Consider the following 12,432-nt stretch of genomic DNA (forward strand, 5'->3'; position numbering starts at 1 on the left):
GACGTTCCGCTGAAGCCCCTCCGGTGCCCCCTTGTATCTTCGGCCCGATTCAGACCTCCGGGCCATGCGGCCATGCGGCCATGCGGCCATGCGGCCATGCGGCCATGCGGCCATGCGGCCATGCGGCCATGCGGCCATGCGGCCCTGCGGTCATCGGGCCACCTCAGCCGTCCCGGTCGAGCGTCGCGCGGGTGAATGCCTCGATATAGTCGAGCAGCCGGTCGGAGGCCGCGGCGGCCGCCTCCGGCTGGCCGGCCGCGATCGCCCGTGCGAGGTCGGCATGCACCGCCGCCGCCTGCGGAAGGTCGGCGCTCCGCCGCCAGTGGATGAACCAGAAGCGGCGCGACAGCCCATGCATCAGCGCCATGGCGGCGGCGGCGAATTCGTTCCGCGCCGCCTCCAGCACCAGCAGGTTGAGCGCCCGGTCCTGGCGCAGGAAGCCGGTCTCGTCATTGGTCGCCACCGCCTGGTCCATGCCCTCAGCGATGGCGCGGAAGCGGGCGCGCTGCGCCGCATCGGCACGGCGGGCGGCGGCGCTGGCGCACATCCGCTCGATCTCGCGCCGCACTTCCAGCAGGCGAAGCTGTTCGCGCACCTCGACCGCCGCCACCACGATCCCGCGGCGCGGCAGGATGCGGACCAGCCGCTCGCGCGCCAAGCGTTGCAGCGCCTCCCGGATCGGTGTCCGGCCGATGCCGAGGCGGTTGGAAAGTTGCGCCTCGCTCACCACCTCCCCCGGCTCCAGGGCGAGGGTGACGATCGCTTCCTCCAGCGCGCGATAGGCGCGTTCGGTGAGGGGTTCCTCCGCCTCCGCGGCGGCGCGGTGGGTTTGGGTGGCATCGGGCATGGCGCAGATTTGGCGGGAAGTCGGCGGCAGCGCAACCGCGGCCCCTGACGGGGATCGTTGACAGGCCGGGGCGGCGCCCTCCAGACTGCGATGCGACAGATATATCAAGCCGGCGACAGGCGGCGGAGGGAGATTGCATGCCCAAGCTGCTCACCCAGGCCGCGGTCGATGCCTTCTGGAAGGAGGGCTTCCACTTCCCCGTCCGGGTCCTTTCGGCGGAGGAGGCGCGTTCCATCCGCGCCAGGCTGGAAGCGCATGAGGCCGGGCAGGGCGGGCCGATCGCCAGCAACATGCGCCACAAGGTGCATCTGCTGTTTACCTGGGCGGCGGAACTGGTGCGGCACCCGAAGGTCCTGGATGCGGTGGAGGACCTGCTCGGCCCCGACATCCTCTGCTGGACCACGAATTTCTTCATTAAGGAGGCGGCGAACCCCGCCTTCGTCTCCTGGCACCAGGATGCTACCTATTGGGGGGCTCGACCCGGATGACGTGGTCACCGCCTGGGTCGCGCTCTCGGACGCGCCGGTCGAGAGCGGCGCCATGGAATTCCTCCCCGGCAGCCACCGCGCCGGGCAATTGCCACATGCCGATACCTTCCATGAGCACAACCTGCTTTCGCGCGGCCAGGAGATCGCGGTGAAGGTGGATGCGGAGAAGGCGGTGAAGGTGCCGCTGCAGGCCGGGGAGATGTCGCTGCACCATGTGAAGCTGGCGCATTATTCCGGCCCGAACACCACGCCGGACCGCCGCATCGGCCTCGCCATCCGCTACATCCCGCCGCATGTGCGGCAGTTGAAGGTGCGGGATTCCGCCAGCCTGGTGCGCGGCCGCGATACCGGCGGACATTACGACCTGGAGCCGCGGCCCCTGGCGGATCTGGATGCGGCGGCCTGGGCCGCGCATCGCGACGCCGTCGCCCGCCAGGTGGCGGCGCTCTATTCGGGCACCGAGAAGACGGGATTCCGCGCGTAAGACGCGGGGATTTGGGGAGGAACACGCCGATGCCAGCCACCCGACGCAGCCTGCTTGCCGGTGCCGCGGCGGCCCCGCTCGCCGGGCTGCTGCCGATGCCGGCCATCGCCCAGAACCGGCCGCTCCGTGTCGGCATCATCGCGCCGCGCGCTGGCGTTGCCGGCACGGTGGGCGAGGTCGGGCTGCGCGGCGTCGAATTCGCGGTGGAGAAGATCAACGCCGCCGGCGGCGTCGCTGGCCGCCGCGTGGAACTGGTGATCGAGGAGGAGACCAGCCCGCGCGAGACCACGGAACGCGCCCGCCGCCTGGCCTTGCAGGAGCGGGTGGATGTCATCCAGGGCATCGTCTCCTCCGGCGTCTCGCTGGCGCTGGGGCCGGTGCTGGAGGAAAGCCGCATCCTGACGGTCTATTGGGACGGCACCACCCAGGACGGCGTGAACGAGACCATGCCGCGCAGCCGCTGGGTCTTCCGCAGCACCGACAATGAATGCGAGGCGGTGATGGGATCGCTGATGGCGATCAAGCACTGGCGCGGGCAATTCGTGACGGTGGCCGGGATCAACCCGGACTATTCCTATGGCCGCAACAATTGGGCCGCCTTCATCGCCTTCCTCAAGCGCTTCAACATCGAGCACCGGATCGTCGCGGAGCAATGGCCGCGGGTCGGCGGCATGGACCTCACCGCCAATGTCGCGGCGCTGAAGGCGGCGAACCCTGATCTGGTCTTCTCCTCCATGCTCTTCGCCGACCTGCCGGTGCTGATGCGCCAGGGCCATGCGGCGGGGCTGCTGGAGGGGCGGAAATGGGTCTTCCCCGCCGCCGGCTTCCAGCATACCAGCCTGAAGCGCGAATTCACCCCGGCGGGCATGATCTTCGGCCACAATACCCTGTATTTCGCCGATCCCCAGGCCAGCCCGCTCGCCCGCGAATTCGTGGAATGGTACCACGCCAAGACCAATGACTGGCCGCATTGGGAGGCCGATCGCGCCTTCTTCGCCATGGAGGTCTGGCGCCGCGGCGTGGAAAAGGCGGTGCAGGCCAAGGGCGCCAGTGCCTGGCCCTCCAATGCCGAGATCGCGGAGGCGATGCGCGGCATCAAGGTGGTCTCGCTCGGCGGCCCCGGCCGGATGCGGCGCGACGGTATCGCCGAGCAGACCTTCACCCAGGGGCCGACGGTGCACGACCCGCGCTACGACTTCCCCATCCTCGACCCCGCGAAGATCACCAAGCTCGACGGCCGCGGCTTGCAGAAGCCGGAGGGCGGCGATTTCTGGAAATGGATCGCCGAGGCGCAATTCGATATCTGATCGAAGCCACGCATGGGTGCTTTCATCGAAGTCACCACCGCCGGGCTGTTCCATGCCGCGGTGCTGTTCCTGGTGGCGGCGGGGCTGCAACTGGTCTTCGGGGTGCAGCGCATCCTGAACCTCGCCTGCGGCTCCTTCTACGCGCTCGGCGCCTATTGCGGCGTGACGGCGGGCAGCACCGCGCTCGGCCTCGGCGTGCCGCCGCTGCTGGCGCTGCCGGTGCTGCTGCTGGCCGGCGGCGCCATCGCGGTGCTGGGCCCGCCGGTGGAGCGGGTGCTGCGCCTGGTGCAGGACCGCGACGAAAGCCTGCAGCTCCTGCTCACCTTCGCGCTCGTGCTGATGCTGCAGGATGCGGTGCGGATGGTCTGGGGCTCCTCGCCGCGCCAGGTGGATGGCATCTACCTCGCCTATGGCCAGGTGCAGGCGCTGGGCGCGCGGGTGCCGGTCTGGAACCTGCTGGTGCTGCTGGCGGCGCTGGTGGTGGCGCTCGGCCTCGGTGCCTTCCTGAAGCGCACCAATTTCGGCCGGCTGCTGCGCGCCACGGCGGAGAACCGGCGCATGGCGGCCTCGCTCGGCGTCGATACCGGGCGGGTCTATGCGGTGGTCTTCTCGCTCGGCGTGGCGCTCGGCGGCATGGGCGGCGCGCTGGTGGTGCCCTCCTCTGCCGCCACGCCGGAAATGGCGGTAGAACTGGTGGTGGAAGCCTTCGCGGTGGTGGTGATCGGCGGCCTCGGCTCCATGGGCGGCGCGCTGGCGGGGGCGGTGATCGTCGGGCTGCTGCGGGCGGTGGCGCTGGTGGTCTGGCCGGAGCTTGAGTTGATGGCAGTCTATGCCGTGGTGGTGGCGGTGCTGCTGCTGCGCCCGGCCGGGCTCTTCGGGAAGCCGGCGGCATGAGTGGCGGCTTGCGGCGCGCGTTGGTTGCGCTCGCGGTGCTGGCGGTGCTGGCGGCGATGCCCTTCGCGCTCGGCGAATACCGCACCACGCTGCTGCTGCCGGTCTTCGGCTATGCCATCGCGCTGCTCGGCATCAACCTGCTCTTCGGCTATGGCGGGCTGGTCTCCTTCGGCCATGCGATGTTCCTGGCGATCGGCGCCTATGCCGCGGCGGTCTCCGGCACCGTGCTGCGGCTCGCCAGTTTCGAGGCGGCGCTGGGCCTCGGCGTGCTGGCGGCGCTGGCGGTGGCCATTCCGGTGGGGGCGCTCTGCGCGCGCTACACCAAGATCTTCTTCGGCATGCTGACCCTGGCCTTCGGCATGTTGTTCCACTCCTTCCTGTTCAGACTCTACGACATCACCGGCGGCGACCAGGGGCTGCGGGTGCGCCGGCCGACCCTGCTGGGCTTCGAATTCGAGGATCTCGACAAGACCGAATTCCTGATCGGCCCGTTCTACTGGTACTGCCTGGCCCTGGCCGCGCTGCTGGCCTGGCTGATGTGGCGCCTGGTGCATTCGCCCTTCGGCCTGATGCTGCGGGCGCAGCGCGACAATCCGCGCAAGGCGGAATATCTCGGCGTCGAGGTGGCGCGCACCCGCTTCATCGCCTTCCTCGTCTCCGCGGCCTATGGGGCGGTGGGCGGCGCGATGCTGGCGGTGCCGACCGGCCTCGCCGACCCGGAACTCGCCTATTGGACCCATTCGGGGACCCTGATCTTCATGACCGTGCTGGGCGGCTTCGCGCATTTCGCCGGGCCGCTGCTCGGCGCGCTGACCTATGTGCTGCTGCAGGACCAGTTGATGACCTGGACGCCCTATTGGCGGCTGGTTCTGGGCGTGGTGCTGGCATTGATCGTGCTTGGTTGCCCGCAGGGGCTGATGGGGCTGCCGGCGCTGCTCCGCGCCCGCTTCCGCCCTTCTGCCACCGCGCGCCCGGTGCCGGCCGAATGAGCGCGCCGCTGCTGCACGCGCACAACCTCGGTCGCCGCTATGGCGATTACGTGGCGCTGCATGGTGTCACCATGGAGGTCTGGCCGGGCGAGACGGTGGCGATCGTTGGCCCGAACGGCGCCGGCAAGACCACCCTGGTGAACCTGCTGACCGGGCTGCTGGTGCCCTCCGAGGGGCATGTGCGCTTCCTTGGCTTCGACATCGCCGGTGCCGGGCCGGTGAAGCTGGCACGGCTCGGCTTGGCGCGCGCCTTCCAGCTTGTGCAGGTCTTCCCGGAACTGACTGTCGCGGAGACCATCGCGGTGGGGGCGTTGGCACAGCTCGGCCGCGGCCGCCGCATGCTGGCCTCGCTCGGCGCCGACCGCAGGATTGCGCGCCCGCGTCGCGGACACCGCGGAGGTCTTCGGCCTGGCCGGGCTGCTGCACCGGCCGGCGCGGGAATTGCCGCAGGGGCAGAAGAAGCTGCTGGATGTCGCCTCCGCCTTCGCGCTGCAACCCTCGGTGATCCTGCTGGACGAGCCGACCAGCGGCGTCGCCACCGCCGACAAGCACGGCATCATGCGCACCTTGATGGAGGCCGCGCGCCGCGCCGGCGTGCAGGCCATGCTGCTGGTGGAGCATGACATCGACCTGGTGGAAACCTATGCCAGCCGCGTGGTCGGATTGCGCGGCGGCGAGGTGCTGGCGGACCTCCCGGTGCGCGACTTCTTCGCCGATGCCGAGGTGACGGCCGCGCTGGTCGGCCGCCGCACCGCCAAGGTGGCGCAGTGATGCTGGAGATCCGCGACCTGCATGTGGATATCGCCGGCAGCCGCATCCTGCGCGGCATCTCGCTGGTGGTGCGGCCGGGCGAGCTGGTCTGCCTGCTCGGCCGCAACGGCGCCGGCAAGACCACGACCCTGAATGCGGTGATGGGCCATCGCTGCCCTGTCGCTGGCGGCATCCGTTTCGGCGATGCCGACCTCGCCATGCTGCCGCCGCACCGCATCGCCCTGCTCGGCATCGGCTTCAGCCCGGAGGAGAGCGAGGTCTTCGCCGACCTGACGGTGGCGGAGAACATCGCCATGCCGACCTGGACCCGCAAGCAGGGCCGCCCGGCGGCCGAGCGGATCGAGCGCGCCTATGCGGTCTTCCCGAAATTGCGGCAATACACGGCGCGCGGCGGCGCGCAGCTTTCGGGCGGCGAGCGCAAGATGGTCTCCATCGCCCGCGCCCTGGCGCTCGACCCGGAATTGCTGCTGCTGGACGAGCCCTTCGAGGGGTTGTCGCCCCTGGTGATCCCGGAGATTGCGCAGGGCATCGGCGCCATCCGCGCCGATGGCCGCGCCGTGCTGATCGCCGAGAGCAACCTGCACCACATCCCGGACCATGCCGACCGGGTGCATGTCATCGAACGCGGCGAGATCGTCTTCTCCGGTCCGCCCGAGGCACTGGCGCGGGATGCGGCGGCGATGGCGATCGTCGCTGCCGTTTAGGCCCTGATCCGCGCCAGCGCCGCCTCGATATCCTCGCCCGTCAGCATCCAGGCATTGTCGAGGTCGGCGACCACCTCGCGCATGAAGGGCTCGGTCAGCGCCAGCGCGCGTTGCGGGTCGCCGAGATGGTCGCAGAGCAGCGCCAGCGCCAATTGCCGGGGACCATCGCCCTCATAGGTCCATTCGAAGCCGGCGGGGGAGAAGCGCTTCACCTCGAAGCGCGGGTCGAGCGGCGCCCCGTCCACCGTCACCGTGGCGCCGGCCAGGCCGCGCCCGCCCTCATAGGTCTTCATCGCGGCAACTCCCTAGTCGAAGATGATGACGGAACGGATGGCCTCGCCACGCTTAAGCGCGGCGAAGCCCTCATTGATCTCCTCCAGCCGGATGCGCGCCGTCACCAGGCTGTCGAGGTCCAGCCTGCCGTCCAGATAGGCGCGTGACATGGCCGGGAAGTCCTGCTGCGGCCGCGCGCCGCCATAGCTGCTGCGGGTGATGCGCTTTTCCTGCATCAGTGCGCCCCAGCGGAACTCCACCGGCTCGTTCACGCCGGTCTTGCCGAGCCAGACCACCTGGCCACCCGGCCGCACCGCCTCCACCGAGGCGCGGAAGGCCGCCGGCACGCCTGCCGCCTCGATCACCACATCGGCGCCGCGGCCCGCGGTGAGCGAGCGCGCCAGCGCCGCCGCATCCTGCGCCGTCGGATCGCAGAGCACCGCGGCGCCAGCCCGCTGCGCCATGTCGCGCCGCGCCGGGTTGGGATCGACCGCAATGATGCTGCCAGCACCCGCCAGCCGCGCCCCCTGGATGGCGGCCAGCCCCACCGCGCCGGCGCCGATCACCATCACCGTGGCACCCCATGCGATCTGCGCGATATGCGTCGCCGCGCCGAAGCCGGTCATCACCGCGCAGCCGAGCAGGCAGGCGCGGTCGAGCGGCATGGCGGCGGGCACCCGCACCGCCGATTGCGCGGGGACCACGCAATATTCCGCGAAGCCGCCGAGATACATCAACTGGTGCAGCACCCCGCCATCATCGCAGGCGAGGCGCGGCCGGCCGTCGAAATGCACGGCCTTCGGGCCATTGCCCAGATACTGTTCGCAGAGGATCGGCTGCGCCGCGTCGCAGTAAAAGCAATGGCCGCAATGCGGGTTCCAGGACAGCACTACCGGGTCGCCAACGGCCAGGCCGGTGACACCCTCGCCCAGTGCCGCTACCATCCCCGCCGCCTCATGCCCGAGCACGGCGGGCAGCTTCAGCGCCAGTTGCCCCTCGATGACCTCGAGGTCGGTATGGCAGAGCGAGGCGGCCTTGATCTCCACCAGCACATCGCCGGGGCCGACCGGGCCGATCCTCACCCGCTCGATCGCCATCGGCCGGCCGACCTCGCGCAGCACCGCCGCGCGCGCCTGCATCCGCTGCATTCCGTCCGGCATGGCCGCCCTCCCCGAAGCGTGCCGAGCCTAGCCGTTCTGCGGCTGATATGTCACGCCGGCGATCGGCTCCAGCCGCGCCGCGCAATATTTGAAGCCGGGGATTCGCCCATCCGGATCGAGCCGCGGATCGGTCAGCAGATTCGCCGCCGCCTCGCGATAGGCGAAGGGGATGAACAGCAGATCCTCCGACATGCCGGGGTCTGCCCGCAACCGCAGCGTCACCGCGCCCCGCCGCGTCACCACCCGTGCCGCGCCGCCGGGCGCCAGGCCGAACCGCGCCAGCGTTGCCGGTGCGACGGAGACGGTGGGTGCCGGCTCCAGCGCATCCAGCACGCCGGCGCGGCGCGTCATGGCGCCGGTATGCCAGTGCTCCAGCTCGCGCCCGGTGGTGAGCACGAAGGGGAAATGCGCATCCGGTGCCTCGCCTGGGCTGGTGACGCCGGCAGGCACGAGCTGCGCGCGGCCGCTGGCGGTGGGGAAGCTCTCGGCGAAGACGATCGCCGCGCCCGGCGCATCCGGCGCCGCGCAGGGATAAGTGACGCTGTCCTCGCGCTCCAGGCGTTCCCAGGTGATGTTGGCGAGGCTCGGCATGGCCTGCCCCATCTCGGCGAAGACCTCGCGCGGATGCGTATAGTGCCAGTCCAGGCCAAGCCCGCGCGCCATCGCCTGGATGATCGCCAGGTCCTGCCGCGCCTCGCCGGGCGGCGTCACGGCGGCGCGGCCCATCTGCACCTGGCGGTTGGTATTGGTGACGGTGCCGTCCTTCTCCGGCCAGGCGGAGGCGGGCAGCACCACATCCGCCAGCGCCGCGGTCTCGGTAAGGAACAGGTCCTGCACCACCAGATGTTCCAGCCCCGCCAGCGCCGCCCGCGCATGTGCGAGATCGGGGTCGGACATCGCCGGGTTCTCGCCCATGATGTACATGCCGCGAATGGCGCCACGCTCTGCGGCCTGCAGGATCTCCACCACCGTCAGGCCCGGCGCGGGGTCGAGCACGGCGCCCCAGAGCGCCTCCATCCGGGCGCGCGCTGCCGCGTCGTCGGTATGCTGGTAGTCCGGCAGCATCATCGGGATCAGCCCGGCATCCGAGGCGCCCTGCACGTTGTTCTGGCCGCGCAGCGGATGCAGCCCGGTGCCCGGCCGCCCGACCTGGCCGCAGAGCAGGGCGAGCGCGATCAGCGCCCGCGCATTGTCGGTGCCATGCACGGATTGGCTGACACCCATGCCCCAAAGCACCAGCGCCGCGCCGGCCCCGGCAAAGAGCCGCGCGACACGGCGGATCTGCTCCGGCGCCACGCCGCAGAGCGGCGCCATCACCTCCGGCGTGGCCTCGGCGACATGCGCGGCGATGGCGGCGAAACCATCCAGCCGCGCGGCCACGAATTGCCGGTCGTACAGCCCCTCGGCGACCACCACATGCAGCAGCGCGTTCAGCAGCGCCACATCCTGGCCCGGCGCGAAGCGCACCACCTCCTGTGCGAAGCGGTCGAGGCCGTTGCCGCGCGGGTCCATGACGATGAGCGAGGCGCCGCGCGCCGCGGCCTCCTTCAGGTAGGTGGCGGCGACCGGGTGGTTCTCGGTGGGCCGGGCGCCGATCACCAGGATCACATCGGCCTCGCGCGCCGCCATGAAGGGCGCGGTCACGGCGCCGCTGCCGATCCCCTCCAGCAGCGCCGCCACGCTCGCGGCGTGGCAGAGCCGGGTGCAGTGGTCGACATTGTTGGTGCCGAAGCCGGTGCGCACCAGCTTCTGGAACAGGTAGGCTTCCTCGTTGGAGCCCTTGGCGGAACCGAATCCCGCCAGCGCATTCGGCCCCTGGCGGTCGCGGATGCGCGCCAGCCCGCCGGCGGCCAAGGCCAGCGCCTCCTCCCAATCGGCCTCGCGGAATTTCGCACGTGCCCGCGCCGGATCGAGGCAATCCGCCGGGTCCTTGGGGGCGATCCGCACCAGTGGCCGGGTCAGCCGGTCCGGGTGGCGCAGGTAGTCGAAGCCGAAACGGCCCTTCACGCAGAGCCGCCCCTGGTTCGAGGGGCCGTCGCGCCCCACCACCTCGGCGATCGCACCCTCGCGCACCCGGAATTCCACCTGGCAACCGACGCCGCAATAGGGGCAAACGCTCGGCACCCGCGTCTCCGGCGCGGTGCCGCGGTGGCCGGCCGCGTCCAGCACGGATTTCGGCAGCAGCGCGCCGGTCGGGCAGGCCTGCACGCATTCGCCGCAGGCGACGCAGCTTGAGGCGCCCATCGGGTCCGCCAGGTCGAAGACCACCTGCGTCGCCATGCCGCGCGCCGCCATGCCGATGACATCGTTGTGCTGCACCTCGCGGCAGGCGCGTTCGCACAAGCCGCATTGGATGCAGGCATCGAGCTGCACCGCCATTGCGGGATGCGAGAGGTCGGGCGCCGGCCGCGCCGCCTCCGGCGCGAAGCGCGAGACGGTGACGCCGAGCCGCGCCGCCCAGCCCGCGAAGCCGCCCGTGGCATCGCGCGGCGCCGCATCGGCCAGCAGCAGCTCGAAGATCATGCGCCGGGTGGCCTGGGCGCGGGCGCTGCTCTCGCTCCGCACCACCATGCCCTCGCGCGGCGCGCGGATGCAGGCGGCGGCGAGCACCCTTTCGCCCTCGATCTCCACCATGCAGGCGCGGCAATTGCCGTCCGGGCGGTAGCCCGGGCGGGGCAGGTGGCAGAGATGCGGGATCGCCACGCCGGCGCGCTGCGCCGCGCTCCAGATGCTCTCGCCCGGCGCCGCCGTGACGGCCGCGCCATCCAGCGTAAAGTGGATCACGGCACCGCCTCCGGGAAGTGGCGCAGCAGCGAGCGCACCGGATTCATCGCCGCCTGGCCGAGGCCGCAGATCGAGCCATCCGCCATGGCCCCCGCCAATTCCTCCAGCAGGGCGCGGTCCCAGCGCGGCGCCGCCAGCAGCCCCACCGCCTTGGCGGTGCCGACGCGGCAGGGCGTGCACTGACCGCAGCTTTCGTCGCGAAAGAAGCGCAGCAGGTTGCGCGCCGCCGCGGGCAGGTCGTCCTGGTCCGACAGCACCACCACCGCGCCGGAGCCGGTGAAGCTGCCGAACTGCTCCAGCGTGCCGAAATCCAGCGGCAGATCGGCCATGGAAGCCGGCAGGATGCCACCCGAGGCGCCACCCGGCAGGTAGGCGGCGAAACGGTGCCCCGGCGCCATGCCGCCGCAGAATTCCTCGATGAGTTCCGCCGCCGTGATGCCGGCGGGCGCCAGCACCACCCCCGGCCGCCGCACCCGCCCGGAGACGCTGAGCAGCCGCATCCCGACGCGCCCGCGCCGCCCGGTGGCGGCGAATCGCGCCGCGCCTTCCGGCGTGCCGAGCAGTTCCGGCAGCCACCACAGCGTCTCGACATTGTGGATCAGCGTGGGCAGGCCAAACAAACCCGCCTCGCCCGGGAAGGGTGGCTTGTGGCGAGGCCAGCCGCGCCGTCCCTCCAGGCTTTCCAGCAGCGCGGTTTCCTCGCCGCAGATATAGGCCCCGGCGCCGCGCCGCAGATGCACCGGCATGCGCGCCAGCCCGGAGGCCTCCAGCGCCGCGATCTCCTGCCGCAGCATGGCGTGCAGCGGCGCGTATTCGTCGCGGAGGTAGATCCAGCAGGCCGCCGCGCCGATCGCCTCCGCCGCCAGCAGCATGCCCTCCAGGACCTGACGCGGCCCGGTTTCCAGGCAGTGGCGGTCCTTGAAGGTGCCGGGCTCGCCCTCATCGGCATTCACCACCAGGTGGCGCGGCGCCGGCTGCGCCAGCACCAGCCGCCACTTGCGCGCGGCCGGGAAACCGGCCCCGCCCATGCCGCGCAACCCGGTCTGCTCCAGTCGCGCCAGCATGGTGGCGGCGGAAAGCCTGCCCGCCTGCACCGCCCGGAGCACGGCATAATCGCCGGGGGCGGCGAGGTCGGGAGATGGCGGCACGCCCTCCGCCAGCGCCTGCGCCACCGCCGCCGAGGTTGCGTGTTCCAGCAGCCCATGGCCAAGCGCGCAGGCGGGCGCATGGTGGCAGGCGCCCATGCAGGGGGCGCGCAACACCCGCAGGCCGGCCGGTGGCGCCGCCTGCAATTCCGCCAGCAATGCGTCCGCCCCGGCCATGGCGCAGGGCAGCCCGTCGCAGATGCGGATCGTCAGCGGCGGGGGCTGCGGCGCGGCATTCTCCAGCACCTCGAAATGCGCGTAGAAGCTGGCGACCTCGAAGACCTCGACCGGCGCCAGGCGCAGCAGCGCGGCCAGCGCCACCAGATGCCGGGCGCGCAGCGCGCCATGGGCATCCTGCAAGGCGTGCAGATGCTCGATCAGCAGGTCCCGCCGCAGGGGCAGCGCGCCAAGCGCCGCCTGCACGTCCGCAAGCGCCTCGGGCTCGGCGCTGCGGCCGCGTGGCCCCGTGCGGGGCCGGCGCTCCCGTGGCGCCGCCGCCTCGTTCATGGCGTTCCTTCAGCGCCGTTTCCCGGCGCATTTCCCTGGACGCTACACTTGGGCAGATGCGGGCCGCGGGCAAGATGCG

Annotated in this window: 12 protein-coding genes and 1 pseudogene; 8 read left to right on the forward strand and 5 right to left on the reverse strand. The window is 71.4% G+C overall.

All coding sequences use genetic code 11. The annotated features are described in order from the left end of the window. Nucleotides 1-163: 163 nt before the first annotated feature. Nucleotides 164-847, reverse strand: a complete 684-nt coding sequence (locus tag KSF81_RS08190) for a GntR family transcriptional regulator (RefSeq protein WP_217378555.1) — start codon at nucleotides 845-847, stop codon at nucleotides 164-166. A gap of 137 nt (nucleotides 848-984) precedes the next feature. On the opposite strand from KSF81_RS08190, the gene KSF81_RS08195 reads away from it, so the two are divergent. The 8 genes and pseudogenes from KSF81_RS08195 (at nucleotide 985) to KSF81_RS08225 (ending at nucleotide 6,484) form a co-directional block, all read left to right on the forward strand. Continuing rightward, complete coding sequence (locus tag KSF81_RS08195) at nucleotides 985-1,335, forward strand: phytanoyl-CoA dioxygenase family protein (RefSeq protein ID WP_217378556.1); 351 nt, start codon at nucleotides 985-987, stop codon at nucleotides 1,333-1,335. After that, the gene (locus KSF81_RS08200; protein WP_217378557.1) at nucleotides 1,304-1,819 is read left to right on the forward strand and encodes a phytanoyl-CoA dioxygenase family protein; all 516 of its coding nucleotides are present in this window, start codon (nucleotides 1,304-1,306) and stop codon (nucleotides 1,817-1,819) included. Before KSF81_RS08195 ends, KSF81_RS08200 begins: the two co-directional genes overlap by 32 nt. A 29-nt stretch (nucleotides 1,820-1,848) precedes the next feature. Next, nucleotides 1,849-3,126 (forward strand): ABC transporter substrate-binding protein, encoded by a 1,278-nt coding sequence (locus KSF81_RS08205; RefSeq protein ID WP_217378558.1) that lies wholly within the window; start codon nucleotides 1,849-1,851, stop codon nucleotides 3,124-3,126. A gap of 12 nt (nucleotides 3,127-3,138) precedes the next feature. Then, on the forward strand, nucleotides 3,139-4,020 hold the full coding sequence (locus tag KSF81_RS08210) for a branched-chain amino acid ABC transporter permease (protein WP_217378559.1): 882 nt from the start codon (nucleotides 3,139-3,141) through the stop codon (nucleotides 4,018-4,020). Continuing rightward, nucleotides 4,017-5,009, forward strand: a complete 993-nt coding sequence (locus KSF81_RS08215; protein WP_217378560.1) for a branched-chain amino acid ABC transporter permease — start codon at nucleotides 4,017-4,019, stop codon at nucleotides 5,007-5,009. The genes KSF81_RS08210 and KSF81_RS08215 overlap by 4 nt, the downstream gene beginning before the upstream one ends. Further along, nucleotides 5,006-5,317, forward strand: a pseudogene (locus KSF81_RS31960) (ATP-binding cassette domain-containing protein); the annotation flags it as partial. The gene KSF81_RS08215 and the pseudogene KSF81_RS31960, both read left to right, overlap by 4 nt. Nucleotides 5,318-5,378: 61 nt before the next feature. Beyond that, on the forward strand, nucleotides 5,379-5,780 hold the full coding sequence (locus tag KSF81_RS29295; RefSeq protein WP_254453421.1) for an ATP-binding cassette domain-containing protein: 402 nt from the start codon (nucleotides 5,379-5,381) through the stop codon (nucleotides 5,778-5,780). Continuing rightward, nucleotides 5,780-6,484: an ABC transporter ATP-binding protein gene (locus tag KSF81_RS08225; RefSeq protein WP_217378562.1), complete on the forward strand. Its 705-nt coding sequence runs from the start codon at nucleotides 5,780-5,782 to the stop codon at nucleotides 6,482-6,484. Before KSF81_RS29295 ends, KSF81_RS08225 begins: the two co-directional genes overlap by 1 nt. Here KSF81_RS08225 and KSF81_RS08230 read toward each other — a convergent pair. The 4 genes from KSF81_RS08230 to KSF81_RS08245 are packed head-to-tail and all read right to left on the reverse strand — an operon-like array spanning nucleotide 6,481 to nucleotide 12,353. Continuing rightward, the gene (locus tag KSF81_RS08230) at nucleotides 6,481-6,777 is read right to left on the reverse strand and encodes a DUF6166 domain-containing protein (RefSeq protein WP_217378563.1); all 297 of its coding nucleotides are present in this window, start codon (nucleotides 6,775-6,777) and stop codon (nucleotides 6,481-6,483) included. The genes KSF81_RS08225 and KSF81_RS08230 overlap by 4 nt on opposite strands. A 12-nt stretch (nucleotides 6,778-6,789) precedes the next feature. Next, nucleotides 6,790-7,917 carry a Zn-dependent alcohol dehydrogenase gene (locus tag KSF81_RS08235; RefSeq protein WP_217378564.1) on the reverse strand — a complete coding sequence of 376 codons (1,128 nt, stop codon included), beginning with the start codon at nucleotides 7,915-7,917 and terminating at the stop codon, nucleotides 6,790-6,792. Nucleotides 7,918-7,944: 27 nt separating this feature from the next. Beyond that, nucleotides 7,945-10,701, reverse strand: coding sequence for a formate dehydrogenase subunit alpha (gene fdhF / locus KSF81_RS08240; RefSeq protein WP_217378565.1), 2,757 nt, complete (start codon nucleotides 10,699-10,701; stop codon nucleotides 7,945-7,947). After that, nucleotides 10,698-12,353 carry an NADH-ubiquinone oxidoreductase-F iron-sulfur binding region domain-containing protein gene (locus KSF81_RS08245; protein WP_217378566.1) on the reverse strand — a complete coding sequence of 552 codons (1,656 nt, stop codon included), beginning with the start codon at nucleotides 12,351-12,353 and terminating at the stop codon, nucleotides 10,698-10,700. The genes fdhF and KSF81_RS08245 overlap by 4 nt, the downstream gene beginning before the upstream one ends. Between the last annotated feature and the right edge of the window lie 79 nt (nucleotides 12,354-12,432).

Origin of the sequence: Siccirubricoccus sp. G192 (assembly GCF_019084075.1) — a bacterium.
GTDB lineage: Bacteria > Pseudomonadota > Alphaproteobacteria > Acetobacterales > Acetobacteraceae > G192.

What these genes read in the sequence shown, in the direction of transcription:
- KSF81_RS08190 (WP_217378555.1), bottom strand. Translation starts at nt 847, where the DNA reads ATGCCCGATGCCACCCAAACCCACCGCGCCGCCGCGGAGGCGGAGGAA.
- KSF81_RS08195 (WP_217378556.1), top strand. Translation starts at nt 985, where the DNA reads ATGCCCAAGCTGCTCACCCAGGCCGCGGTCGATGCCTTCTGGAAGGAG.
- KSF81_RS08200 (WP_217378557.1), top strand. Translation starts at nt 1,304, where the DNA reads ATGCTACCTATTGGGGGGCTCGACCCGGATGACGTGGTCACCGCCTGG.
- KSF81_RS08205 (WP_217378558.1), top strand. Translation starts at nt 1,849, where the DNA reads ATGCCAGCCACCCGACGCAGCCTGCTTGCCGGTGCCGCGGCGGCCCCG.
- KSF81_RS08210 (WP_217378559.1), top strand. Translation starts at nt 3,139, where the DNA reads ATGGGTGCTTTCATCGAAGTCACCACCGCCGGGCTGTTCCATGCCGCG.
- KSF81_RS08215 (WP_217378560.1), top strand. Translation starts at nt 4,017, where the DNA reads ATGAGTGGCGGCTTGCGGCGCGCGTTGGTTGCGCTCGCGGTGCTGGCG.
- KSF81_RS08225 (WP_217378562.1), top strand. Translation starts at nt 5,780, where the DNA reads ATGCTGGAGATCCGCGACCTGCATGTGGATATCGCCGGCAGCCGCATC.
- KSF81_RS08230 (WP_217378563.1), bottom strand. Translation starts at nt 6,777, where the DNA reads ATGAAGACCTATGAGGGCGGGCGCGGCCTGGCCGGCGCCACGGTGACG.
- KSF81_RS08235 (WP_217378564.1), bottom strand. Translation starts at nt 7,917, where the DNA reads ATGCCGGACGGAATGCAGCGGATGCAGGCGCGCGCGGCGGTGCTGCGC.
- KSF81_RS08245 (WP_217378566.1), bottom strand. Translation starts at nt 12,353, where the DNA reads ATGAACGAGGCGGCGGCGCCACGGGAGCGCCGGCCCCGCACGGGGCCA.